This is a genomic window from bacterium (assembly GCA_021157605.1).
Classification (GTDB): domain Bacteria; phylum Patescibacteriota; class UBA1384; order JAGGWG01; family JAGGWG01; genus JAGGWG01.
Map to the genome: position 1 here is coordinate 1 of JAGGWG010000008.1, position 20061 is coordinate 20061.

Genomic DNA, 20061 nt, shown 5'->3' on the forward strand with positions numbered 1-20061 from the left:
AAACGATTTTTAGATTTTTCAGGCAATATTTCAGTTAAAAAAATCAATTTAGCTTTGGTGCGCAAGTTTAGATTGCACCTAAATCGTCAAAGAGACAGCAGGGGAGATTCTTTAAGTTTAAAAACACAGGCTTACCATTTAATTGCCTTAAGGGCTTTTTTGCGTTTTTTGGCTAAACAGGATATTGCTTCTTTGGCTCCAGAAAAAATAGAACTGCCGAAAACAGAAGAAAAAGAGATAAGCTTTCTTGAACCAGAAGAGGTTAAGGATCTTTTCAAGTCAGTGCCTGATTCAGGAAAAGTAAGCCATTTGCGCGACCGGGTAATTTTAGAGGTTCTTTATTCAACCGGTTTGCGCGTTAGTGAACTCGTTTCTTTAAATAAGGATGATATTAACTTAAAAAGGGAAGAGTTTTCTGTAAAAGGCAAAGGAGGGAAAATCAGAGTAGTGTTTTTAACTCCTTCAGCTAAAGAGTGGCTTAAGCGTTATTTAGAAAAAAGGGAAGATATGGATAGAGCTTTGTTTGTGCGCACTAAAGGTAGGGGTAATGATTTAAGATTAAGCACCCGTTCAGTTGAGCGTATGATTAGTTTTTATGCCAAAAAAGCGGGTTTAGCCAAAAAAGTAACCCCACATACTCTGCGCCACTCTTTAGCCACAGCTATGCTTAGAGGTGGAGCGGACTTAAGAGCAGTGCAGTCTCTTTTGGGCCATTCTTCAATTACTACTACCCAGCGCTACACCCACGTTACTGACGAACACTTAAAAGAGGTCCACCAAAAATATCATCCGCAAAACAAAAAGAAAAAAACTGGAGAATAGAGTTTTTACTCTTTAGTTATTTGTTTGCTGTGCTTTTTGAGATATTCTTTGGCTTCTTTTTTGTTTTTGAGTTTGCCAGATAGTTGCAGATCTCTTAGCTGTTGTTTTATTTTCCCCACCAAACGAGATGGTTTAATACCAAGGATTTCCATAATTTCTTCTCCGCTTAAAAGATGGGGGAGTTCTCTTTCTTTTTGGTTAGCCTCAATAACTTCTTTTACTTCTGCTAGTTTTTTAAGCATTTGGTTAAAAAGAGAAAAATCTGGTTTGCCTGAAGGAGGGACAGTGGCAGAGATATCTGCCCAAGTCAAAGCTAAAAGCTCATTACCTCTGCCGTCAGGGTTAAAAAAGTATTTTTCCAATGTTGAAAGGCGCATTTTTTCAATATCGCCGGCAACACAAACCATATGGTGTTTGACTAAAAATACTAATTTTTCTTTGTCTATGTGCAGCCGATGGGAAGTGGGGAAGATAGAGAGTTTAAGATGTTTGACTAATTTTTCAGTTATTTTGGCGCTTTCAGTGTCGTGTCCAGTAAAGCGGATTCTGTCCCCGGTTTCTTCTGGCCCTTTAAATGTTTTTGGTTTGCCTAAATCATGAAATAGAACTGCAAGTTTAGTATGGATTGAGATTGGGTTTAGCTCTACAGGAAAGGAGATTTTTCCGTCTGCAAGCTTCTGTTCTAAAAGCTTTAACTTTTTGAGAGCAAGCAAGGTGTGGGTGTAAACATCGCCTTCAGAGTGAAACTCTTCAGGTTGAGGTACTTTTTTAAGAGCCTCAACTTCAGGCAGTATAAGGGGTAAAACGCCGCTGGCATCCAAAAGTTCTATCATTCTTTCTGGGTCAGCAAAAAAACCTTTTAAAAACTCAGTAGCGATTACTTCTTCAGCCACGCGAGGCATTCCTGTCTCTGTTTTGGTTGTTATTTGTTGGGATAGTTTTTTCATTGCCGCAAAGGTTTTCTCTTCTATGTTAAATCCCAACTCACAAGCTAGTCTTATCCCTCTTAATATCCTTGAAGGGTCTTCTAAAAACCTTTCTTCAGGTTTGCCTACAGCGCGAATAACTTTTTGGCAGATGTCTTTTTTGCCTTCAAAAGGATCAACTAATTTTCCGTCTAAACTTAAAGCCATAGCATTAATAGTAAAATCGCGGCGGGAAAGATCTTTTTCTAAATCTACTCCTAAAGAGGGTTGGAGATTTTTATATCCCAATCCTGTCCAGCGGTCTTCCCGCGGCAGAGCAACATCAATGATTTTTTTTGTACCAGAGGGTTTAAATTTAAAAACACCAAAATTGCGGGATTCAACCGGTTTTATATCTCCGTACTGAGAGAGTATTTTTTCTATTTCTTGAGGGCTTAGACTTAAGACTACAAAATCAAAATCTTTACTTTTTCTATCCAAAAGCCAATCTCTGACAGCGCCGCCAACCAAAAATATCTGATCCGGAGAAAAGCCACCCAGAAAACTCATTTCTGGCTGTTTTTTAAGGGCAGTGAGATTTTGGCAAAGTTTCTCTTTTTGTGTTTGTTTGAAATCTGGTTTACTACCCATTTTCACTTGTTAATATAACAAAACTTTAATAGAAAACAAAAATATAAAGCTTTTTGGAGGATTTCTTGATTTTAACAGAGGCCTCCTCTATTCTTATGCTAAATGGCTCTTAAAGTAGGGATTGTTGGTTTGGCTAATGTAGGAAAATCTACTCTTTTTAATGCTTTAGTAGAGCAGGAGCAGGCTGAAGTAGGCAATTATCCTTTTACCACTATTGATCCCAATACAGCTGTAGTTGAAGTGCCTGATAGAAGTCTTGATAAATTAAAAGAGTTTTTGGGGGTTTCTCAAAAAATACCGGCAACAATTGAGTTTGTTGATATTGCTGGTTTAATCAAAGGAGCTCATAAAGGCGAGGGTTTGGGAAATCAGTTTTTAGACCATATCCGCAGAATGAACGCTTTGATTATAGTTTTAAGGGCTTTTGAGAGCAAAGAAATTAGTTTTAGCGCCGGCGGACCAAAAGAGCAGTTGGAGATTGTTTTGGGTGAATTATGGCAAAAAGACAGGGAGACATTGACAAGAAAAATTGAGGAGCTTCGACCTAAAGCTAAAGCAGATAAGAAATGGCAGAAGTTTGTTGAAATTTTAGAGAATTTTATCCAAGCAATTGACCAAAAAAAAGATCCAAAATTTTTGTATAAAAAATTAGATAAAGAAGAGAAAAAATTTATTCGTTCTTTGTTTTTACTTTCTCTCAAGCCATATTTTTTAGTTGTTAATGTTTCTGAAAATGAAGCCTCTGAGCAAAGTGAGAAGTTTGGTTTTAAAAAGGCGGTAGTTGTTTCTGCTAAAACAGAAAAAGAGCTTATCGAGCTTGACCCAAAAGATCAGAAGGAGTATTTGGAGGTTTTGGGTTTAAATGAGCGGGTCCTAAAACGTATTATTAAAAAGGCTTACTCTCTTTTAGATCTAATCACTTTTTATACTTATAAGCCAAAAGAGATGGTTCAGGCTTGGGCTTTAAAAAAGGGAAGCTCAATAATAAAGGCAGCAGGAAAAATTCATACTGATTTTGCTAAAAACTTTATTAAAGCAGAAGTAATAAATACTAAAGAGCTGTTGCAATACTCTTCTCTTAAAGAAGCAGGGGAGAAGGGGAAAATAAAAATTAAAGGTCGGGATTATAAGGTTAAAGACAAAGATTTGATCTATATACACCACTCTTAAATCTTGCCAAAGTGTTTTTTGTCTGTTAGACTAAATCAAAACTTAGTTTTCAGGTATGAATGAGTATTTGCTTGCTTTACTTTTCACATTAGAGACAAAAGCTAAAGAAAAAGAAAAAAAGCTAAAAAGTGTTGTCAAAAAGCTAAAAGGAAAAGTTTTGGCAACAGAACAAAGGGAAGAAGATTTGGCTTATCCTGTGGCTAAGCAGACAAGAGCCCAGCTTTTAAAAGTATTTTTTGCTTTGGATGGCAAGGATTTGCTTGAATTTAAAAAAGAAATTCAGGGTGTAGAGCCACTACGTTATTTAATTGTTAAGTTTCCTTATTCTAAAGTTAAGGCAAAAGAGGAAGACAAGACTAAAACTGCAGCCAAAAAGAGCAAGAAGCCAAAAATAAAAAAAAGAAAAAGGAAAGATACAAAAGCCAAATTAGATAAGGCTCTTAAAAAAGTATTAAAAGGATAAGATGAGGGGTTTCAACAGAGTTATTATTGCTGGCAATGTCACCAAGGATCCGGAGTTGCGCACTACGCCTTCAGGGCAGTCAGTGACTTCTTTTTCTGTAGCCACAAACAGAAAGTATAAGGACGCCTCGGGGGAACTACAAGAGACTACAGAGTTTCACAATGTTGTTGCCTGGGGGAAATTAGCAGAGCTTTGTACCCAGTTGCTTCACAAGGGCAGCGGGGTGCTTATTGAAGGCAGGTTGCAAACCAGAAGTTGGGAAGGGCAGGATGGAGTTAAGCGTCAGACTACGGAGATTGTAACTGAAAATATGGTAGCGTTATCCCCTAAAGGGGCGACAGAAATATCGGCTGAGGATACGGCAGAAGAAAAGACGGATTTAGAAAATCAGAAAAAAGAAAGAAGCAAAGAACCAAAAAAGGAAGATAAAAAAGACGAAGAGGAAATAATTGATATTGACGAAATTGAGTTTTGATTATGAGAAAAAAATGTTTTCTTTGCGGTAAAAAAATTCAAGCCATTGATTTTACTGAAAAAGAATTGCTTTCTCAGTTTATGACTGAGAGCGGTAAAATTTTGCCTCGTAAAAAACTGCGTCTGTGCAGTAAGCATCGTCGCCAGATTAAAAAAGCCATTAAAAGGGCGAGAAATTTGGGACTTTTACCTTTTGTGGTAAAATAAGCCTAATGCAAAGTTTAAGATCTCTTTTGGGGCGGAGTGTAGTTAGTGTTCAGACACAAAAAAAATTGGGAAAAATAAAATGTGGGGTTGTTGATCCGGATACAGGGAGATTAGTTGCTTTTGAGTTAAAAACTGCACTAAGACAAAATTGGTTAGCTTTGGTTGATATTCGCGAGTATGGCGAAGACGAAGTTTTAATTAATTCTGAAGGTAAATTGGTGGTTTTGGATGATTTGCCCCGGGTAAAGAAACTTTTGCAGTCTCCTTTAAAGGTAGTGGAGGCTAAAGTTTTTACTGAGTCAGGTCGTTTTTTGGGGCGGGTTTCAGATGTTGTTTTTGATGAACATTCAGGCGAAATTATCAAATACTATATAACTCAGCCGTTTTTGCTTAGCCCCCTCAGAGCTTATTTGATTTTAGATAGAAAAGAGGTCTTGAGGGTAGAAAGGAGGGGTTTGATTGTTAAGGATCCTGAGAAAAAAGCTCCAGCCCAAGCTTTAGCCTGATAGGGCAAAAAATTTGAATAATGGAGTTTGCTGAAAAAGTCAAAAAAATAGTCAGAGTCATACCCAAAGGCAAATTGCTTACTTATAAATTAGTAGCTCAAAAAGCAGGGAATGTTAGAGCTGCTCGTGCTGTGGGTTCTGTTCTTAATCAAGCTTTTAGAAATGGCGAAAGGCTCCCCTGTTTTCGGGTTGTCAGAAGCAATGGTCAGGTTGGAGGTTATGCTTTAGGCGAAAAAGAAAAGATAAAGCGGCTCAAAGAGGAAGGGGTAAAAATTAAAGGGAAAAGGGTAGTTGATATTGGGCAGTACTTGTTTTAGACTGATAGCTATGGTTTTAGTTCGGGTAGAGAATTTGGTTAAAATTTATCAGCAAGGCAAAAAAAGAGTAAGGGCTTTAGATGGCGTTTCTCTTACAATTACAAAAGGAGAAATGGTGGGGATTATGGGTCCTTCAGGTTCAGGTAAAAGTACGTTGATGCATATTCTTGGTTTTTTAGATGCGCCAGATAGCGGGAAATATTTTCTTGAGGATAGGGTTGTGCATCGGCTTTCTGAAAACAAAAAAGCAGTTTTAAGAAATAAAAAGTTTGGTTTTGTTTTTCAGAGTTTTAATTTGTTGCCAAGGACAATGGTTTGGGAAAATGTTGTTTTGCCTTTGGTTTATAGCCGGCATAAGCCTAAAAATTCATTTTTAAAAGCAAAAAAACTTTTAAAAAGAGTTGGTTTAGGCAGACGGCTGTACCACCGCTCTAACGAGCTTTCAGGAGGAGAACAGCAGCGGGTGGCTATTGCCCGGGCTTTAATTAATGATCCAGACATTATTTTGGCTGATGAGCCTACTGGCAATTTAGACTCCCGTTCTGGAAGGCAGATACTGGATATTTTTAGACAGCTAAACCGGGAGGGGAAAACAATTGTTATTGTTACCCACGACAAGGAAGTGGCTAAAATCACCAAACGCCGCATTTATATTAAAGATGGTAAAATAGTGAGCCGCTTATGAAGTTTTTTATTTTCTTAAAAGAAGCCCTAAAAGGGGTTTGGGCTAATAAGTTGCGTTCCTTTTTAACTCTTTTGGGGGTTTTAATAGGTGTTTTCTCAGTAACTACTCTTGTTTCTTTGGGGGAAGGGGTTAAAGCTGAACTTACTAATCAGATAACTGAATTGGGTTCAAGTATGCTTTTTGTTATTCCAGCCAAGCTTGACTCAGGCTTCCAGTCTAATCCAGCCCAAGTTTTGAGCGGGGATATTTTAACTGAAGATGATTTAAGGGAAATTGGGAAGATGGATAAGGTTGCCGCAGTAGTTCCACTTCAGTTTTTGACTTTACCTGTTTTTTATTCTGGTAAGCCCATTAGTAGTGCTTTGGTAGTGGGTGTGAGCAAAGAAGCTTTTGGTTTTACTTATTTTGACATTGGCAAAGGAAGAGCTTTTGAAAAAATAAATGAGGCGGTAGTGGGCACAGGGATTGTTGAGGCAATGGGTGTTAAAGCAGATAAGGCAATTGGCAGAAAGTTAAAGATAAAAGACAGAGAAGTAGTAGTGAAAGGTGTTTTTAAGGCTAGTTCTGAGCAGAGTCTTTTTGGCCAGAGCGATACTTCTTTTATGGTAGCTGTCCCTATTGATTTGGCAGCTGAGATTGAAGGGAGAAAAAAGATATTTAGGATTGTGGTTCAGGTTGGGGAAGCAGCCGATGTGGAAGCAGTAAAAGAGAGTATTCAATCTTATTTAAATAAATCACATCAGGAAGAGATTTCTGTGGTGGATCAGGAAGATTTAGTTGGTTTTATAAACACCTTTCTTTCTCTTATGACTGCTTTTGTGAGCGCGATTGCCGCTATATCTTTGGTAGTTGGTGGAGTGGGAATTATGAATATAATGTTAGTTTCTGTTACTGAGAGGACGCGAGAGATTGGCTTGCGCAAGGCAGTGGGGGCAAAGCCGCGTGATATTTTATGGCAGTTTCTTTTGGAGTCAGTAGTTTTGACTTTTTTGGGCGGTTTAGTTGGGGTGTTGCTTTCTTTGGTTGTCTTAGTGGTTCTTTCTTTTAAAACTCCTTTGCCTTTTTTGTTTTCTTATAAAGGGGTATTGGTTGGTGTAGCAGTCTCAGTTTTGGTGGGGTTGGTTTTTGGTCTTTTTCCTGCTTGGTGGGCAGCTCAAAAAGACCCAATACAGGCCTTAAGATATGAATAGAAAAAAGTGGCAATAAAAAAAGGCGCCGAACTCGGCGCCTTTTTTGAGGCAATTTACATCTGCATTCCCATTTCGTCGTTGCCAGCTTGAGGCGCGTCTTTTTTCTCCTCTTTTTCAGCTACTGCTGCCTCAGTAGTTAAAAGGGTTGAGGCGGCTGAAACTGCATTTTCTAAAGCCAAACGCACGACCTTGACTGGGTCAATAATTCCGCTTTTAAGCATATCAACATACTCATTGTTTTTAACATCATAGCCAAGGTATGTTCCTTTTGTGTCCTTGTTTTCTGTTTCTAGTTTTTTGACTACATTTTCAGGATCATAGCCAGCGTTATAAACCATTTGTTTAATGGGTTCTTGGCAGGCTTCAGCCAGTATAGCTATACCAGCTTCAAAGCTGCCTTTGAACTCTTCAGCTTCTTTTGTGGAAGTGTTGGTTTTTTCCAAAGCTTTTTTAGCTACAAGCAAAGCAATGCCACCACCGGGAACGATTCCCTCTTCTACCGCTGCTTGAGTGGCAGCCAAAGCGTCTTCAATTTTAGCTTTGAGGTATTTCATTTCTGCTTCTGTGGCTGCCCCTACTTTAATAACGCCTACACCTCCTGAGAGCTTAGCTAATCTTTCTTGGAGTTTTTCTTTGTCAAATTCTGAATCAGTTTTTTCTAACTCTGCTCTGATCTGTTTGATTCTGGCTTCAATATCTCTTTTGCTCCCTTTACCGTCAACAATAGTAGTTGTTTCTTTGGTGACAATGACTTTGCGGGCTTCACCAAGCATAGTTAGGTCAGCGTTTTCTAATTTCATTCCCAATTCTTCAGAAACTACCTGTCCGCCAGTTAAAATAGCGATATCCTGCAACATCTCTTTGCGTCTATCACCAAATCCAGGAGCCTTAACCGCTACTGCATTTAAGGTGCCTTTAAGTTTATTCACCACCAAAGTGGCTAAAGCTTCACCTTCAACCTCTTCAGCAATAATTAAGAGATCTTTTTTCCCTGCTTGAGCAATTTTTTCTAAAACAGGGAGAAAATCATTAAGAGCAGATATTTTGCCATCATAAATTAAAATATAAGGATCTTCTAGGACAGCTTCCATTCGGCTGGCATCAGTAATCATATATGGGGATATATAACCTTCGTCAAACTGCATCCCTTCTACAACTTCTTTTTCTAAACCAACGGTTTGTGATTCTTCTACTGTGATAACACCGTCTTTGCCAACTTCTTCCATAGCTTCAGAGATAACATTGCCAATTTCAGCGTTTTCAGCAGAGATAGTTGCTACTTGGGCAATTTCTTCTTTGGTGGAAACTTTTTTAGAGATCTTTTTTAACTCTTGGATTAGTGATTTGGCTCCTTCAGAGAGTCCTAACTTAAGCCCCATAGGGTTAAGAGGAGCACGGGAAAGGCGTTCAAACCCTTTATTGATAATGGCTTGAGCCAAAACTGTAGCTGTAGTAGTTCCATCGCCAGCAGTATCATTAGTTTTTTCCGCTACCTCCTTAACGATTTCAGCTCCCATATTTTCAAACTTATTTTCAAGCTCTACCTCTTTGGCAATAGTCACCCCGTCATTAGTAATTTCCGGAGTCCCAAAACCCTTATCCAAAATTACGTTTCTTCCTTTGGGGCCAAGAGTGGTGCGGACAGTGTTGGCTAATTTGTTTACTCCTGCTAAAAGTTTTTTTCTCGCTTTGTCTGAAAAGAGAATATCTTTTGCCATAGTTAAATAATTAGTTTATAGATTTATTTTAATAATGCCAAGATATGGGTTGGTTCAGCCAAGAGATATTTTTTCTCTTCAATTTCAACTTCTGTTGGCCCGAATTTGTCCAAAACTACCAAATCATTCTTTTTAAGTTTGAGCTTTTTAACCGCTTCTCCTTTGCCTACAGCCAGCACCTTTCCTATTTGTGATTTTTCTTTTTCAGCAGTATCAGGCAGAACAATGCCCGATTCAGTCTTTTGTTCCTCTTCTTGAGGCTCAATTAAAACTCTGTTGCCCAAAGGCATAATTTTCATAGCACCTTTTTAGTTTATAAAAGTAAGGTATTTTCCGTTTCTCCATAATAGCGAAAAAAGATTATTAGTCAAGAGGTTTTTGTGCTAAAATTAAAACAATGATTCAGCCGTCAGACATAATCAAGCATGTTGTTTTGCAGTCTCGGGATAAGGCCGAGGAAGAGGAGACAAAGGCACGGGCTCGTGCTTTAGGCTTGGGTTATGTTAATCTTAAAATCTCTCCAGTACAGATAGAGGTTCTTCATATTTTAGGAGATGATGTTTCTAAAAAATATCGCTTGATTCCTTATTTAAAGATGGGGCGATTGGTGAGAATAGCTACAGATCAAGTTAATAAGGAAAAAGAAGCGATTTTAGAAAAACTGAGCTCAGATCTTAAGTTAAAACTGCAGCTGGTTTTAGCTTCGCCTTCTAGTGTTGCGCATGGTTTGGGCCTTTTAGAAAAAACAAAGGATCTGTTTTTAAAAAGAAAAACAGAAAAAATCACTATTTCTGCTGGCCAAATTCAAAAAGCAATAAAGACTTTAGCTGCTTTGCAGTCAGTTATTAAAACAATTCCCATTACCCAACTTTTAGAGTTAATTTTGGCTGGAGCTGTAGGCACTAGAGCTTCAGATGTGCATATTGTCCCCAGAAAACAGGGGGCGGTTTTGCGTTTCCGTGTAGATGGGGCTTTACAGGTAGTAACAATACTTTCTGAAGAGGCTTTTAAAGGTTTGGCTTCAAGAATTAAGTATTTAGCCAAAATGGAGATAAACAGACATCACGTTCCCCAAGACGGATCTTTTGGTTTTCGTTATGAAAATAAAGATTTAGACATTAGGGTTTCTTGTTTACCTACAATTTATGGTGAATCTTTTGTTTTAAGAATCCTTGAGGCAAGTCCTAAAATGCTTCATCTAGAGAAATTGGGGTTTAGCCAGCAGGTTATAGCAGCAATTCAAGAGGCTATACAAAAGCCTAATGGTTTGATTCTTAATACTGGTCCTACTGGCTCAGGAAAAACCACTACTTTGTATGCGATTTTAAATATTTTAAACAAACCAAATAAAAAAATTATTACTATTGAAGATCCTGTAGAGTATAAACTGCCGGGAGCAGTACAAATTCCAGTGACTAAAGAAGTGGATTTTGCCAATGGTTTACGTTCAATCTTAAGACACGATCCAGATATTATTATGGTGGGGGAGATAAGAGACAGAGAGACAGCTGAAATCGCTGTTCAGGCTTCTTTGACTGGCCATCTTGTTCTTTCTACTTTACATACCAATAACGCGGCTGGAGCCTTTGTCAGGCTTTTGGATTTAGGCATAAAGCCTTTTTTGTTGGCTGGAAATGTAAACTTAATTATTGCCCAGCGTTTAGTGAGACGAATTTGTCCCTATTGTCGGGCTAAAATTAAAATTTCTCCTGAAAAGAAAGAGTTTTATAAAAGATATTTTCGTGTTTCCCAAATTCCTGATATTTTAATAGTGGGTCAAGGGTGTGTTTACTGCCACGGTACAGGTTTTTTGGGACGAGTGGCTATTGGTGAAGTAATTAAACCTTCTAAAAAGCTCAATGCTCTACTTCAGTCTTCTCCTACAGCAGAAGCTATTGAAAGTTTAGCTAGCAAAGAAGGTATGGTACCAATGGTACGGGATGGTTGGAATAAAGTTGTTCAAGGGATTACTGTTCCAGAGGAAGTGATAGCAAAGACAAGTTTTTAGAATACCTATCAATAAGGGTGATATTGGAGGTAGCAATACTCTTTGTCGTTTGTGTATTGGGTGGAACAATTTCTTAGCCAGTTGTTGCGGCAATCATAGTAGTCTCTGCGTCTTGAATCGCAGAAACTTCTAACTATCCAACCCAGACCCCTTAGGCAGAGTTCATAAGCTCTTTTTTGAACAAAGCAGATTTGTTCAGTGGAGCTTTTGCATTCTTCGTATTTGTCTTTAGCTTCTTGTAGACACTGCCTATAAGGACTGGGAGTAGCTGGGTTCTCTTCGGGGGGAGTGGTTCTGGGCGAGGATTCATCCCCAAAGTCTACTGTAGTTCCGCTTCCCTCAATATCCTCTTCGGGGGGAGTATTGCCGGTATTTGGAGCAGTCGTGTCTTCTCCGACAACAGGTTCGTCAGAGGTGGCTTCAGAACCAGTTTCACCGTTTTCTTGGTTATCATTATCAGTAGTAGTTGGAGTGGTTGCGCTTTCTTCGGTTTGGGGAGACGGAGGGGCTCCTGATTCCTCGTGGTTAGTAGAGGTTTGTGTTTGGGGCTGATAAAGCTGAAAGTTTATTTCAGTTAAGCGCCCACTCACTATTCTGTTAATAAGGGTAACTAAGGCATAAGAGGAAAGAATAACAATCAAGCCAATAACTACTCCAAGGATTTGGTTTTTGGCTTGCGTCATTGCTTCTGGGTTGCCGCCAGAGGTTATGTATTTATACCCAGCAAAAATAAGCCAGGCAATTGCAGCAACCATAGCGCCTAAAAGCAACAGTCTTATAATAGATCTTACAACTTCCGTTATGTTACTGGGACCGAGTTCGGGGATGTCAAATCTTAAAACAGATGCATCAGTAGATGACTGGGCCAGAACTACTAACGGCAGAGTTAGCACCAAAACATACCCTGCAATAAAGAGAGCTTTTATTATAAAATCTTTTTTGCCTTTATTGGGATCAAGGTGAAACATCTATTTCAAAACAGAGTCTTATAAGGTTCCTTCAGGTATTTCTTGATATTCTATACCTTGGCCAGTAACGCGGCTCCAGACAAAATTGACTAAAGCTAAGGCAACCAAAATAACAATCAAACCAATAATAGCATTGAGAATTGTTTTTTTAGCTGTTTCCGCTCCTTCTCCGCCTCCAGAGGTAATATAAAGATAGCCGCCATAAATTAAGTAAAAAACGGCGACTAAACCAGCGCCGCCAAAAAAGACATTAAGCAGAGTCCTGATAATACCAGAAATGTCATTAAGCTCTGTTAAGGGATCAGGCAAAAAGTCTCTTAAGTTTAATGCCAAGGTTGCAGAAAGAAATTTGCTCTGAATGGTTTTAGCCAATTTTTTCATAGAGATAAATTATTTTCTTCCTTTATTATAATGTATTTTTTATTTGAGGCAAACTTTTATCCACAGATTTTAAACTAAACCAGGCGGTATGGGGGTAGAAGGCTGAATGAGCTGGGCCAAAAAAACTATAGCCAATCTGGCTAAGCCAACCAAAGATATGCCTATTAAAGCCCAAAGAATAGTCTTTTTGCCTTCTTCAATTTTGGCGATGTCCCCCCCTGAAGTCAAAAGGCGATATCCTCCCCAAATAATCATTATAATAGCCCCTATGCCGGCAATAACAAATAACCAATAAAGACCTGTGCCCAAAAAATTACAGATTGCAATCCAAATTGTATTTTCATCTCCAGGAAAATTAATGGGTTCACAAGCCCCTCTTCCTTTGCCTTGAAAAAGGTCCATTAGTGAAGTGGCCAGAAAAGTGTTAAAGCTCATAAGCCAAAAAGTGAGTAGTTTATACCCAGAGTGCTTAAAACAAGTATAATTAAAGATTTAGCTCCCACAATAGCCAGCATCCCTATTACTATCCAAAGAAGATTAGTTTTTGCTTTTTGCATTATTTCTGGATTGCCGCCAGAGGTAATATATTGGAATCCAGCAATAATTAAAGCAATCACAGCAATAGGTACAAGAAGAGTAAGGCAAAAATTTACAATATTTGCTACTCGCGAAAAAAGAGCTTGGATACCTTCGTTATTATTTGTTGCTGGGTTGGTTCCCGACTCTTCTACTGTTTGGCTTAAATAAAAAACAAATAAACTGAGATGCAGTTTTGCTTTTTGAAAGATTTTTTTAATTCTTTTTTTATAGAAAGACATGGCTTAAGTTTGAATCTATGGAGACTAAAATTACTTGGGCAAGAAGAATCAGGATAAGGCCAATAATTGTTCCGGTGATAATTTCTTTACCAGTGCCTATCTTTTCTGCACTGCCTCCGGAAAAAATAATCAATATACCACCAACAGCAAACATAAATACCCCGCCTATTATAGCGATAGGGACAATGCGGTGCAAAAACAAATTGTTTAAATAAACATAAAAACTATTAACAGTTTCTGTATCCAGTTGGGCTGCTTGGTTTGCTGCCAAAAAGCTATTCATTTTTCGGGTATTAATTGATTTATTTCTTCAGCTGCTCTTTCGATTGCCGGTTTGGGCTTTATTTTTCCTTGGGCAAGGTCATCTATCATTTTTCTGATGGTTTGGTCTATTTCTTCGGGGTATTTATCTTTATACACAGAACGAGCAAAGTTTACCTGATTTTTCCATACCGAGGCAGTAGAGGTGGCCTTTTTCCAGTCTTTGGTATCGCTTTTTTGTATATAACGAGAGCTAAAAGTTAAAGCCAAATGTCTTGCCAGATCCCAAGCTAAAACAGGGTTTTTGCTGTCTTTAATAATGCCAAAAAGATGGATTTTTCCGTATACTATTGGATTTTCTGTGTTTTTTATTTGGGGAAAGAGAGAAGCGCCAATTTGGAGCTGGGGATTAAGGTATCTGATTTGGTCTAATCTTTCAGGGTAATCAATAAGAACAGCTACTTTTTCTTCAGCAAAAGCCTTCCATGCTTCTTTAAAATTTAGGTTAAAGCTGTAGTTTTTGTTTTTGGGATAAGAAAAGGAGCTGTAAAACTCTAAAGCTTCCACCCCGGGGTAGACTGAACCGCCATTTTCTAAGGTAATAGGGAGATGAAAAAGAGCTAGGGGAGGGGGGGAGGAACTGGTGATTTTGCTGCCGTTTTGCAGCATCAAAGAATAGAGAATATCTTGGGCAATAGGATTGTTTTTAGCTGTGCCCAGGGCTACACCTGCCTGAATGATGTTTCCTTGGCTATCTTTTTTGGTTAGGGCTTGGATAATTTTAATAAAATCATCCCACCAGTAAGGCATTTTAGAAATATTTAACTCTTGTCTTACCCCAGAAAAGAGTTTGCGGTTGTAAAATACGACAGGGGTGCTTACCCGATAGGGATAGCCATAGACTTTGTTATCCCAAACTAAACTTTGAACAATAGAAGCATAGTTGTCTTTAAGGATATCAGGACTACAGTACTCTACCTTATTTTTTTTGACCTCCTTAACGCAGGGCAAAAAAAGCTCAAGGTGTTCAGTTAAAAAATCGTTGTCAATCATAATAACATCAGGGCCTTGGTGAGTGGCTAAAGCGTTTAAAAGTTCCTTTTCTAAATCTTCCTTATTTATCTCTTTGGTTTCTACCTGCACCTTGTTGCTTTTTTCAAATTTGCTGATAGTTGATTCAAAATTAGATGTCTTGTAGTCTACAGCCCAAAAAACAAGTTTTTTTGTTTCCTGAGGAGTAGAGCGGCGGCATGAGAGACCATTAACCGCTATAAGAGCTAGTACACCCAAGAAACCGATTAAAAGTAGTTTTTTCATACTTATTTATTATATTTATTATAGCAGTTAAAAGTTGTTTTTAGAAACTGAAGAAGTTTAGGTTTTATCTCTGGTCTTTGCAGAGCAAAGTCAATAGTAGTTTTTAAATACTCTACAATATTGCCGCAATCGTGGTAGTTGAAGTTTTTTACCTTTATGGCATAGATCTTTCTGCCTTTTTTTAGCAATCTTTTTAGCCCATCTACATATACCAGTTCTTTGCCGGGGGCAACTTTTATTTGTTTAAGCTCAGTGAAAAGATCAGGAGTAAAGATATAGGGAGAAAAAACTGCCCATTGAGAAGGGGTTGGGTATCCGGGTTTTTCAATAATGTCTTTTACTTCAATATAGTCTTTATTCTCTTTACCTAAAACAAAACCATAACGAAAGCCTGCTTCTTTGTCAGTGCGTTTAGTGATGGTTAAAAGAGGGGCTTGGAGTTTCTGGTACCACTTTTTAAGTTGTTGTAAGGCTGGAGGGTTGGCTTTAGCAATTTCATCCCCCCACATTACCACAAAGGGTTCATCTTTGATTACTGGTTCAGCGCTAAGAATAGCGTCTCCATTGCCTCTCATCTGTTTTTGGCGAATAAAGACAAAATTAGCCAAATCAGAAATTTTTTTAATGGTTTTGAGCTCTTTTGTTTTTTGAGCTTTTTTTAGTTTTTCCTCTAGCTCTAAGTGGCGGTCAAAGTGATCTTCAACTGCTCTTTTGTGCCAGCCAGTGATAAAGATAATGGTTTTGATATCTGCTTCAGCCAACTGTTCCACAATGTATTGGATTACTGGTTTGTCTACTAAAGGAAGCATCTCTTTAGGTATGGCTTTAGTAGCAGGAAGAAATCTTGTTCCATACCCGGCTGCAGGTACAATTGCTTTTTTGAGAGATGAAGATTGTTTTTTCATCTTCTTAATTATAAAGAAGTATGCTGGCTATTCAACAGTAAAACCTTTTAGATTTTTACAAGGCAAATGTTTCAAAGTTATTTTCTTTACTCGGGCTAGAGGCGGGCCTGAGAGAATATAAGGTAAAAAACGGAAAATCTCTTTTTTCTCCCCCTCCAGCACTACTGATAAAGAGCCATTATCTTCATTTTTAGCTATGCCTGAAAGGTTAAAGTTTTGTGCTTTAGCTTGTAGAAACTTTCTAAAAAATACTCCTTGTACCCTGCCTTTTAAATTGAGTGCTAAGGAAATTTTCTCTGCCATTACTAAAATTAGACCCTTTGCTTAGGCAAGAGTTTTAATTACTACCTTCTATTCTTATGACTTTGGTTTTAGCTTTATCTTGTTTGGGGAGGATAACGCGGAGTATGCCATTTTTTATTGAGGCTCGAGCGCGGTCGCTATCTACTGGCACTGGGAGAATATAAGATCGGGAAAAACTGCCCCAATAGCATTCTTGAACCAAAAACTCTTCATTTTTAAAGTTTATCTCCCGCTTTCTTTCACCCTCAATTGTTAAAACATCGTCAGTAACAGTGATGTTTAAATCTTCAGGCTTTACTCCGGCAATTGGAGCTTCAACTACAACTGCTTCCGGAGTTTGGTAGACATCAATAGCTAATTGTCCCTCGTAATCCTGAGAGGGCAACTCCTCCAAAGAGTTGTCTTTTTTAAAGATTCGGCTTAAACCTTTAGGATCATTCATTTACCCCTCCTTTAATTCTTGTTAAATTAATTATAGCACAAATTTTTTCTCACCAAAGTAGGAAATAAGGTTTCTGTGGAATATTCTGGGGATAAAAACCACAGATCTCTAAAGAAATTGAGGGAGCTTTTTTCTTTTCCAATGGATATTGTTTTCCCTCGTTTTTGTGTGATTTGTAAACAGGAGGGGGGGTTTATATGTCCTAAATGTTGGGAAAAAATTAAAGAAGAGGAGCTAAGCTGTCCTTATTGCCATAAAATAAATTTTTCTGGCAAATTTTGTTCTTCGCACAAAAGACACTCTTCTTTTGATGGTTTAATTTTTATCTCTCAGTTTGATAGTTTGGCTAAAAATGTAGTTTATGCTTTTAAGTACCAGGGCTTAAGAGGTCTAGCCAAGCCTTTGGGTTTGTTGATGGCAGAAAGGTTGAGAAGGCACTCTGTTTTTAAAGAAAATCCTGTTTTAGTGCCAGTACCGATTTTTATTACTAAGCGTTGGCAAAGGGGGTTTAATCAGGCTGAGCTTTTGGCTTTAGAGATTGCTCAAAGGACTGGTCTTGAATGTTTTCCTTTAATCCTAAAGATTAAAAAGACTATTTCCCAGACAAAATTAAAACGCAAAGAAAGGATAGAGAATATTAAAGGTGCTTTTGAGCTTTCTGCAAAGAGTTTTGCTTTTAGAGGTCGTTCTTTTGTTTTGGTTGATGATGTTTATACTACAGGAGCCACTTTTAATGAGATGGCTAAAGAATTAAAAAAACTTGCACCTTTATCTATTTGGGGATTGAGCTTTGCAAGAGGCAGTTAGGTTTCAATATAGTGTTTGGAAAGAGCCAAAAAAAGTCCTAAAAGAACACCGCTAACCAAGCCTAAGGCAAGATTGTATTTAAGGTTTGGTTTTGTTTCTACTATATAGGGTTCAGAGGATTCAACAGCAAAGCTTAAACCTGTTTTTGAGGTTTGGTTAAATTTTTCTGTTTCCTGGTTAATAATTTTGATGGTGGCTAAAGCTATTTTTTCTGCTTGTTCTCTTGAGTCAGCGCTTAACTGAACCGGAAGAGAAAAGGTGTTATCTAATTGGGGAACTTTATAAAGAGACTTTAGATTTATTTGTGTATTTTCGGGATTTATGTTGGCTTCTTTAAGGATTTCCGCCACTATTGCTTCTTCATAGAGCCAGTTTCTGATAGTGTTAACAAAGATTGTTGCTGAACGCATAGTTTCATAACTTGAACTTCCCTCTGTTTGAGAAACAGGGATCGCAGAAAAAGAAAAATAAGCAGTGTAGCGGGGTTTTTGTTGAAAGGAAAAGATAGTTGTGGCTATAGGTATAACTATCAGGGGCACTAAAAGCCACCATAGTTGGCGTTTAATAATTTGAAGAAAAAGTTTTATTTCCATCTTTTTTAAGTTATCATTTTTAAGTCTTGGGCGTCAAATTTAATAGATGACAAAATTGAATTTTTTTGCTATAATAAAGAATACAACCAATGAGAAAAAAAGAGAAAAAACACATTCTTAGTGCCGCTTTAGTTCTCTTTGTTGGTCTTTTGTTAGTTTGTTTTTGGTTTTATTTAGGCAAAAGCCATCCTGCAAGTAAAACAGAACAGGCTAATCAGGCGGTTTCATCTCAAGATCAAGATAATGGAAATAATAAAAAGGAAAAAACAGCTCAGGAGTTGTTAGAGGAAAGCAAAGAAGCCTATCAGAAAAAAGATTTGCAACTGGCAGAGAGTTTGGTTAAGCAGGCAGAGAGTAAAGATAAAAATGCTGAAACCTATAATCTCTGGGGTAATATCTTAAGGGATTTGGGCCAAAAGGAGGAGGCTAAGGCAAAGTATCAGCAGGCAATGACTTTAGACAAAAACTTTATTACTGCTTATCTTAATTTAGCTACCCTTTATCAAGAGGAGGAAAAATATGATGAGGCTTTGGATGTTATTAATGAAGGGTTAAAGTATAATCCTAATAATGAAGAGCTTTTAAATTCCAAAAACCTTATTGAAGTTTTAAAACTAAGATCAGAAAAATGACAAATGTAAAGAAAAAAAACATAGCTTTAGCGGCTTTTGTTTTCTTCTTTTTCTTTTTGTTTTTAGCTCTAAAGCCTCATTTTGCTGAAGCTGCTAGTTTTAATCCCCACCTTTTGGTTTCTGATTATGATTTTACCCAGTCTAACTCTATGAGCGCTACAGAGATTAACAGCTTTTTCTGCCGCATGGGTTCTACGTTTTGCAATTATAAAATCCCTTCAACTGTTCAGGTGCCCTTTCCTTATCGGGACAGCAGTGGTAATGCCAAATGGGGAACGGTTAGTGTGAGCCAGAACAATGTTTCTTGGAGTTCGACTTATACAGGCGGAGGTTTTAATGCCTCAAAAGCAAGTGTCAGCGGAAAAACTGTAGCTCAATTAATTGCTGAGGAAGCAGTAAACACAGATTTTTTTAACCAAAAGCTTAATCCACAGGTTATTTTAGCTACTTTACAAAAGGAATCCTCTTCAATTACGCGTTCCATCTCCTACAGCCAAACCCTAATGGCTTGGCCAGTGTTTTTTGGTTTTGATGATTCTCTGGCTAACTACCGCTATACCTACGATCAAGCTAAATCTATAGCTTTGACTTATGGAGGGATGGGGCGGCAGATTGTCTGGTCAATATGGTGGTTTAAGAAAATCTATAAATATGGTTATGGAACTTGGAATACCAGCTGGAATTGGAAGGCAGGCTTTAGCGCTGCTTGTACTTTAAAAGACGCTTCACGTTATGTCTGTCCTGCTAGCACTATTACTGTTTATCCTAAATCCAAATCCACGCGTGTTCTTTACTACTACACGCCTTATGTTGGTAATGGCAATTACAATTTCTGGTACTATTTTCAAAAATGGTTTGGTTATTCCTTTGGTCCTGTACCCGGGGCGAGTCTGTATAAATATGGCACTACCTATTATTTGGTTTACAACAACAAGAAGTATTCTTTAGGTTCTTCTACTACAAGAGTGAAATCATTTGGTTTTGATCCGTATTCAGCTACAACTATGTCGTCAGAGCAATACAGCTCTTTTAGCTCAGGAGGAAGTCTTTCCAACTATATTGCTTATGGTAGCCGCTCTTATTTGGTAGCTGGAGGTTTGAAATACTATGTTTGGCCTACAGCTACTTTTAAGAAACGTTGGGGGCTTTATGGCCAAACTCCTACTTCTGTACCCGCAGATCTTTTTGGTGCTATCCCTGCTGCTCCAAGAAATTTGACAGCAGTCATTAAATCTCCTTATTCAGATTCTATTTACTATATTGATCGTGGCGGCAGGCGTTTTTATGTCTGGCCTTCAGACACCTTTAAGACGAGGTGGGGTATAAAGAATGAGGATGTTGTGGTTATGCCGGATAGTTTTGTCAGGTCACTGCCTTATGCCGGGCGCTTAACCGGCCTTGTCTGCGGAGAAACTATCTCCCAAGTCTATTATATTGATCGTGGCGGCAGAAAGTATCCTGTCTGGCCTACTGATATTTTTTGGGGAAGGTGGGGTTTTAACCGTGATTTTGATGTAG

The 20061-nt window shown here is 38.1% G+C and carries 26 protein-coding genes; 13 read left to right on the forward strand and 13 right to left on the reverse strand.

Going from position 1 to position 20061, the window contains the following annotated elements; all coding sequences use genetic code 11:
• Nucleotides 1–822, forward strand: an 822-nt coding sequence (locus tag J7K05_00945) for a tyrosine-type recombinase/integrase (protein ID MCD6194757.1), incomplete at its 5' end; no start/stop codon positions are given.
• Between the two features lie 5 nt (nt 823–827).
• Here the strand turns inward: J7K05_00945 and J7K05_00950 are convergent.
• Entirely contained in the window at nt 828–2378 is a 1551-nt protein-coding gene (locus J7K05_00950) for an HD domain-containing protein (protein ID MCD6194758.1), read from the reverse strand.
• A gap of 102 nt (nt 2379–2480) precedes the next feature.
• Here J7K05_00950 and ychF point away from each other — a divergent pair, with 102 nt between their 5' ends.
• The 8 genes from ychF to J7K05_00990 are packed head-to-tail and all read left to right on the forward strand — an operon-like array spanning nt 2481 to nt 7390.
• A complete protein-coding gene (gene ychF, locus J7K05_00955) occupies nt 2481–3548 on the forward strand; it encodes a redox-regulated ATPase YchF (protein MCD6194759.1) in 1068 nt (355 codons plus the stop codon).
• Nucleotides 3549–3603: 55 nt separating this feature from the next.
• A complete protein-coding gene (locus tag J7K05_00960; protein MCD6194760.1) occupies nt 3604–4011 on the forward strand; it encodes a hypothetical protein in 408 nt (135 codons plus the stop codon).
• A gap of 1 nt (nt 4012) precedes the next feature.
• The gene (locus J7K05_00965; protein MCD6194761.1) at nt 4013–4486 is read left to right on the forward strand and encodes a single-stranded DNA-binding protein; all 474 of its coding nucleotides are present in this window, start codon (nt 4013–4015) and stop codon (nt 4484–4486) included.
• Between the two features lie 2 nt (nt 4487–4488).
• Complete coding sequence (locus J7K05_00970; protein ID MCD6194762.1) at nt 4489–4692, forward strand: 30S ribosomal protein S18; 204 nt, start codon at nt 4489–4491, stop codon at nt 4690–4692.
• Nucleotides 4693–4697: 5 nt separating this feature from the next.
• Nucleotides 4698–5198 (forward strand): PRC-barrel domain-containing protein, encoded by a 501-nt coding sequence (locus J7K05_00975; GenBank protein MCD6194763.1) that lies wholly within the window; start codon nt 4698–4700, stop codon nt 5196–5198.
• Nucleotides 5199–5218: 20 nt separating this feature from the next.
• Entirely contained in the window at nt 5219–5515 is a 297-nt protein-coding gene (locus J7K05_00980) for an MGMT family protein (GenBank protein MCD6194764.1), read from the forward strand.
• A gap of 10 nt (nt 5516–5525) precedes the next feature.
• Nucleotides 5526–6200, forward strand: coding sequence for an ABC transporter ATP-binding protein (locus tag J7K05_00985; GenBank protein MCD6194765.1), 675 nt, complete (start codon nt 5526–5528; stop codon nt 6198–6200).
• Complete coding sequence (locus J7K05_00990; protein MCD6194766.1) at nt 6197–7390, forward strand: ABC transporter permease; 1194 nt, start codon at nt 6197–6199, stop codon at nt 7388–7390. The genes J7K05_00985 and J7K05_00990 overlap by 4 nt, the downstream gene beginning before the upstream one ends.
• Before the next feature lie 53 nt (nt 7391–7443).
• Here the strand turns inward: J7K05_00990 and groL are convergent, their stop codons facing one another.
• Together groL and J7K05_01000 are read right to left on the reverse strand one after the other, a co-directional pair.
• Nucleotides 7444–9108, reverse strand: coding sequence for a chaperonin GroEL (gene groL, locus J7K05_00995; protein MCD6194767.1), 1665 nt, complete (start codon nt 9106–9108; stop codon nt 7444–7446).
• Nucleotides 9109–9131: 23 nt separating this feature from the next.
• A complete protein-coding gene (locus tag J7K05_01000) occupies nt 9132–9407 on the reverse strand; it encodes a co-chaperone GroES (protein ID MCD6194768.1) in 276 nt (91 codons plus the stop codon).
• A gap of 98 nt (nt 9408–9505) precedes the next feature.
• Here J7K05_01000 and J7K05_01005 point away from each other — a divergent pair, with 98 nt between their 5' ends.
• A complete protein-coding gene (locus tag J7K05_01005) occupies nt 9506–11116 on the forward strand; it encodes a type II/IV secretion system protein (protein MCD6194769.1) in 1611 nt (536 codons plus the stop codon).
• 8 nt (nt 11117–11124) lie between these two features.
• Here J7K05_01005 and J7K05_01010 read toward each other — a convergent pair whose 3' ends face one another.
• The 9 genes from J7K05_01010 to J7K05_01050 form a co-directional block, all read right to left on the reverse strand.
• On the reverse strand, nt 11125–12084 hold the full coding sequence (locus J7K05_01010; GenBank protein ID MCD6194770.1) for a hypothetical protein: 960 nt from the start codon (nt 12082–12084) through the stop codon (nt 11125–11127).
• A gap of 18 nt (nt 12085–12102) precedes the next feature.
• On the reverse strand, nt 12103–12465 hold the full coding sequence (locus tag J7K05_01015; protein MCD6194771.1) for a hypothetical protein: 363 nt from the start codon (nt 12463–12465) through the stop codon (nt 12103–12105).
• Between the two features lie 69 nt (nt 12466–12534).
• Nucleotides 12535–12867 carry a hypothetical protein gene (locus J7K05_01020; GenBank protein ID MCD6194772.1) on the reverse strand — a complete coding sequence of 111 codons (333 nt, stop codon included), beginning with the start codon at nt 12865–12867 and terminating at the stop codon, nt 12535–12537.
• Between the two features lie 29 nt (nt 12868–12896).
• On the reverse strand, nt 12897–13283 hold the full coding sequence (locus tag J7K05_01025) for a TrbC/VirB2 family protein (GenBank protein ID MCD6194773.1): 387 nt from the start codon (nt 13281–13283) through the stop codon (nt 12897–12899).
• Complete coding sequence (locus tag J7K05_01030; protein MCD6194774.1) at nt 13270–13566, reverse strand: hypothetical protein; 297 nt, start codon at nt 13564–13566, stop codon at nt 13270–13272. The genes J7K05_01025 and J7K05_01030 overlap by 14 nt, the downstream gene beginning before the upstream one ends.
• Nucleotides 13563–14861: an extracellular solute-binding protein gene (locus tag J7K05_01035; GenBank protein MCD6194775.1), complete on the reverse strand. Its 1299-nt coding sequence runs from the start codon at nt 14859–14861 to the stop codon at nt 13563–13565. Before J7K05_01035 ends, J7K05_01030 begins: the two co-directional genes overlap by 4 nt.
• 2 nt (nt 14862–14863) lie before the next feature.
• A complete protein-coding gene (locus J7K05_01040; protein MCD6194776.1) occupies nt 14864–15766 on the reverse strand; it encodes a UTP--glucose-1-phosphate uridylyltransferase in 903 nt (300 codons plus the stop codon).
• Between the two features lie 27 nt (nt 15767–15793).
• Nucleotides 15794–16069: an acylphosphatase gene (locus J7K05_01045; protein MCD6194777.1), complete on the reverse strand. Its 276-nt coding sequence runs from the start codon at nt 16067–16069 to the stop codon at nt 15794–15796.
• Nucleotides 16070–16103: 34 nt separating this feature from the next.
• Nucleotides 16104–16511, reverse strand: coding sequence for an Hsp20/alpha crystallin family protein (locus J7K05_01050; GenBank protein ID MCD6194778.1), 408 nt, complete (start codon nt 16509–16511; stop codon nt 16104–16106).
• 141 nt (nt 16512–16652) lie between these two features.
• Here J7K05_01050 and J7K05_01055 point away from each other — a divergent pair, with 141 nt between their 5' ends.
• Complete coding sequence (locus J7K05_01055) at nt 16653–17318, forward strand: ComF family protein (GenBank protein MCD6194779.1); 666 nt, start codon at nt 16653–16655, stop codon at nt 17316–17318.
• On the opposite strand, the gene J7K05_01060 is transcribed toward J7K05_01055, so the two are convergent.
• Complete coding sequence (locus J7K05_01060; protein MCD6194780.1) at nt 17315–17911, reverse strand: hypothetical protein; 597 nt, start codon at nt 17909–17911, stop codon at nt 17315–17317. The genes J7K05_01055 and J7K05_01060 overlap by 4 nt on opposite strands.
• Nucleotides 17912–18000: 89 nt before the next feature.
• Between J7K05_01060 and J7K05_01065 the strand changes: the two genes are divergently transcribed.
• Together J7K05_01065 and J7K05_01070 are read left to right on the forward strand one after the other, a co-directional pair.
• Nucleotides 18001–18543, forward strand: coding sequence for a tetratricopeptide repeat protein (locus tag J7K05_01065; protein MCD6194781.1), 543 nt, complete (start codon nt 18001–18003; stop codon nt 18541–18543).
• Nucleotides 18540–20061 (forward strand): hypothetical protein (locus tag J7K05_01070; GenBank protein ID MCD6194782.1); only part of this gene is annotated, 1522 nt, incomplete at its 3' end. The genes J7K05_01065 and J7K05_01070, both read left to right, overlap by 4 nt.

Bases quoted from the DNA above. Each gene is read 5' to 3' on its own strand.
- J7K05_00950 (MCD6194758.1), bottom strand. From the start codon at position 2,378: ATGGGTAGTAAACCAGATTTCAAACAAACACAAAAAGAGAAACTTTGC.
- ychF (MCD6194759.1), top strand. From the start codon at position 2,481: ATGGCTCTTAAAGTAGGGATTGTTGGTTTGGCTAATGTAGGAAAATCT.
- J7K05_00960 (MCD6194760.1), top strand. From the start codon at position 3,604: ATGAATGAGTATTTGCTTGCTTTACTTTTCACATTAGAGACAAAAGCT.
- J7K05_00965 (MCD6194761.1), top strand. From the start codon at position 4,013: ATGAGGGGTTTCAACAGAGTTATTATTGCTGGCAATGTCACCAAGGAT.
- J7K05_00970 (MCD6194762.1), top strand. From the start codon at position 4,489: ATGAGAAAAAAATGTTTTCTTTGCGGTAAAAAAATTCAAGCCATTGAT.
- J7K05_00975 (MCD6194763.1), top strand. From the start codon at position 4,698: ATGCAAAGTTTAAGATCTCTTTTGGGGCGGAGTGTAGTTAGTGTTCAG.
- J7K05_00980 (MCD6194764.1), top strand. From the start codon at position 5,219: ATGGAGTTTGCTGAAAAAGTCAAAAAAATAGTCAGAGTCATACCCAAA.
- J7K05_00985 (MCD6194765.1), top strand. From the start codon at position 5,526: ATGGTTTTAGTTCGGGTAGAGAATTTGGTTAAAATTTATCAGCAAGGC.
- J7K05_00990 (MCD6194766.1), top strand. From the start codon at position 6,197: ATGAAGTTTTTTATTTTCTTAAAAGAAGCCCTAAAAGGGGTTTGGGCT.
- groL (MCD6194767.1), bottom strand. From the start codon at position 9,108: ATGGCAAAAGATATTCTCTTTTCAGACAAAGCGAGAAAAAAACTTTTA.
- J7K05_01000 (MCD6194768.1), bottom strand. From the start codon at position 9,407: ATGAAAATTATGCCTTTGGGCAACAGAGTTTTAATTGAGCCTCAAGAA.
- J7K05_01005 (MCD6194769.1), top strand. From the start codon at position 9,506: ATGATTCAGCCGTCAGACATAATCAAGCATGTTGTTTTGCAGTCTCGG.
- J7K05_01010 (MCD6194770.1), bottom strand. From the start codon at position 12,084: ATGTTTCACCTTGATCCCAATAAAGGCAAAAAAGATTTTATAATAAAA.
- J7K05_01015 (MCD6194771.1), bottom strand. From the start codon at position 12,465: ATGAAAAAATTGGCTAAAACCATTCAGAGCAAATTTCTTTCTGCAACC.
- J7K05_01020 (MCD6194772.1), bottom strand. From the start codon at position 12,867: ATGGACCTTTTTCAAGGCAAAGGAAGAGGGGCTTGTGAACCCATTAAT.
- J7K05_01025 (MCD6194773.1), bottom strand. From the start codon at position 13,283: ATGTCTTTCTATAAAAAAAGAATTAAAAAAATCTTTCAAAAAGCAAAA.
- J7K05_01030 (MCD6194774.1), bottom strand. From the start codon at position 13,566: ATGAATAGCTTTTTGGCAGCAAACCAAGCAGCCCAACTGGATACAGAA.
- J7K05_01035 (MCD6194775.1), bottom strand. From the start codon at position 14,861: ATGAAAAAACTACTTTTAATCGGTTTCTTGGGTGTACTAGCTCTTATA.
- J7K05_01040 (MCD6194776.1), bottom strand. From the start codon at position 15,766: ATGAAAAAACAATCTTCATCTCTCAAAAAAGCAATTGTACCTGCAGCC.
- J7K05_01045 (MCD6194777.1), bottom strand. From the start codon at position 16,069: ATGGCAGAGAAAATTTCCTTAGCACTCAATTTAAAAGGCAGGGTACAA.
- J7K05_01050 (MCD6194778.1), bottom strand. From the start codon at position 16,511: ATGAATGATCCTAAAGGTTTAAGCCGAATCTTTAAAAAAGACAACTCT.
- J7K05_01055 (MCD6194779.1), top strand. From the start codon at position 16,653: ATGGATATTGTTTTCCCTCGTTTTTGTGTGATTTGTAAACAGGAGGGG.
- J7K05_01060 (MCD6194780.1), bottom strand. From the start codon at position 17,911: ATGGAAATAAAACTTTTTCTTCAAATTATTAAACGCCAACTATGGTGG.
- J7K05_01065 (MCD6194781.1), top strand. From the start codon at position 18,001: ATGAGAAAAAAAGAGAAAAAACACATTCTTAGTGCCGCTTTAGTTCTC.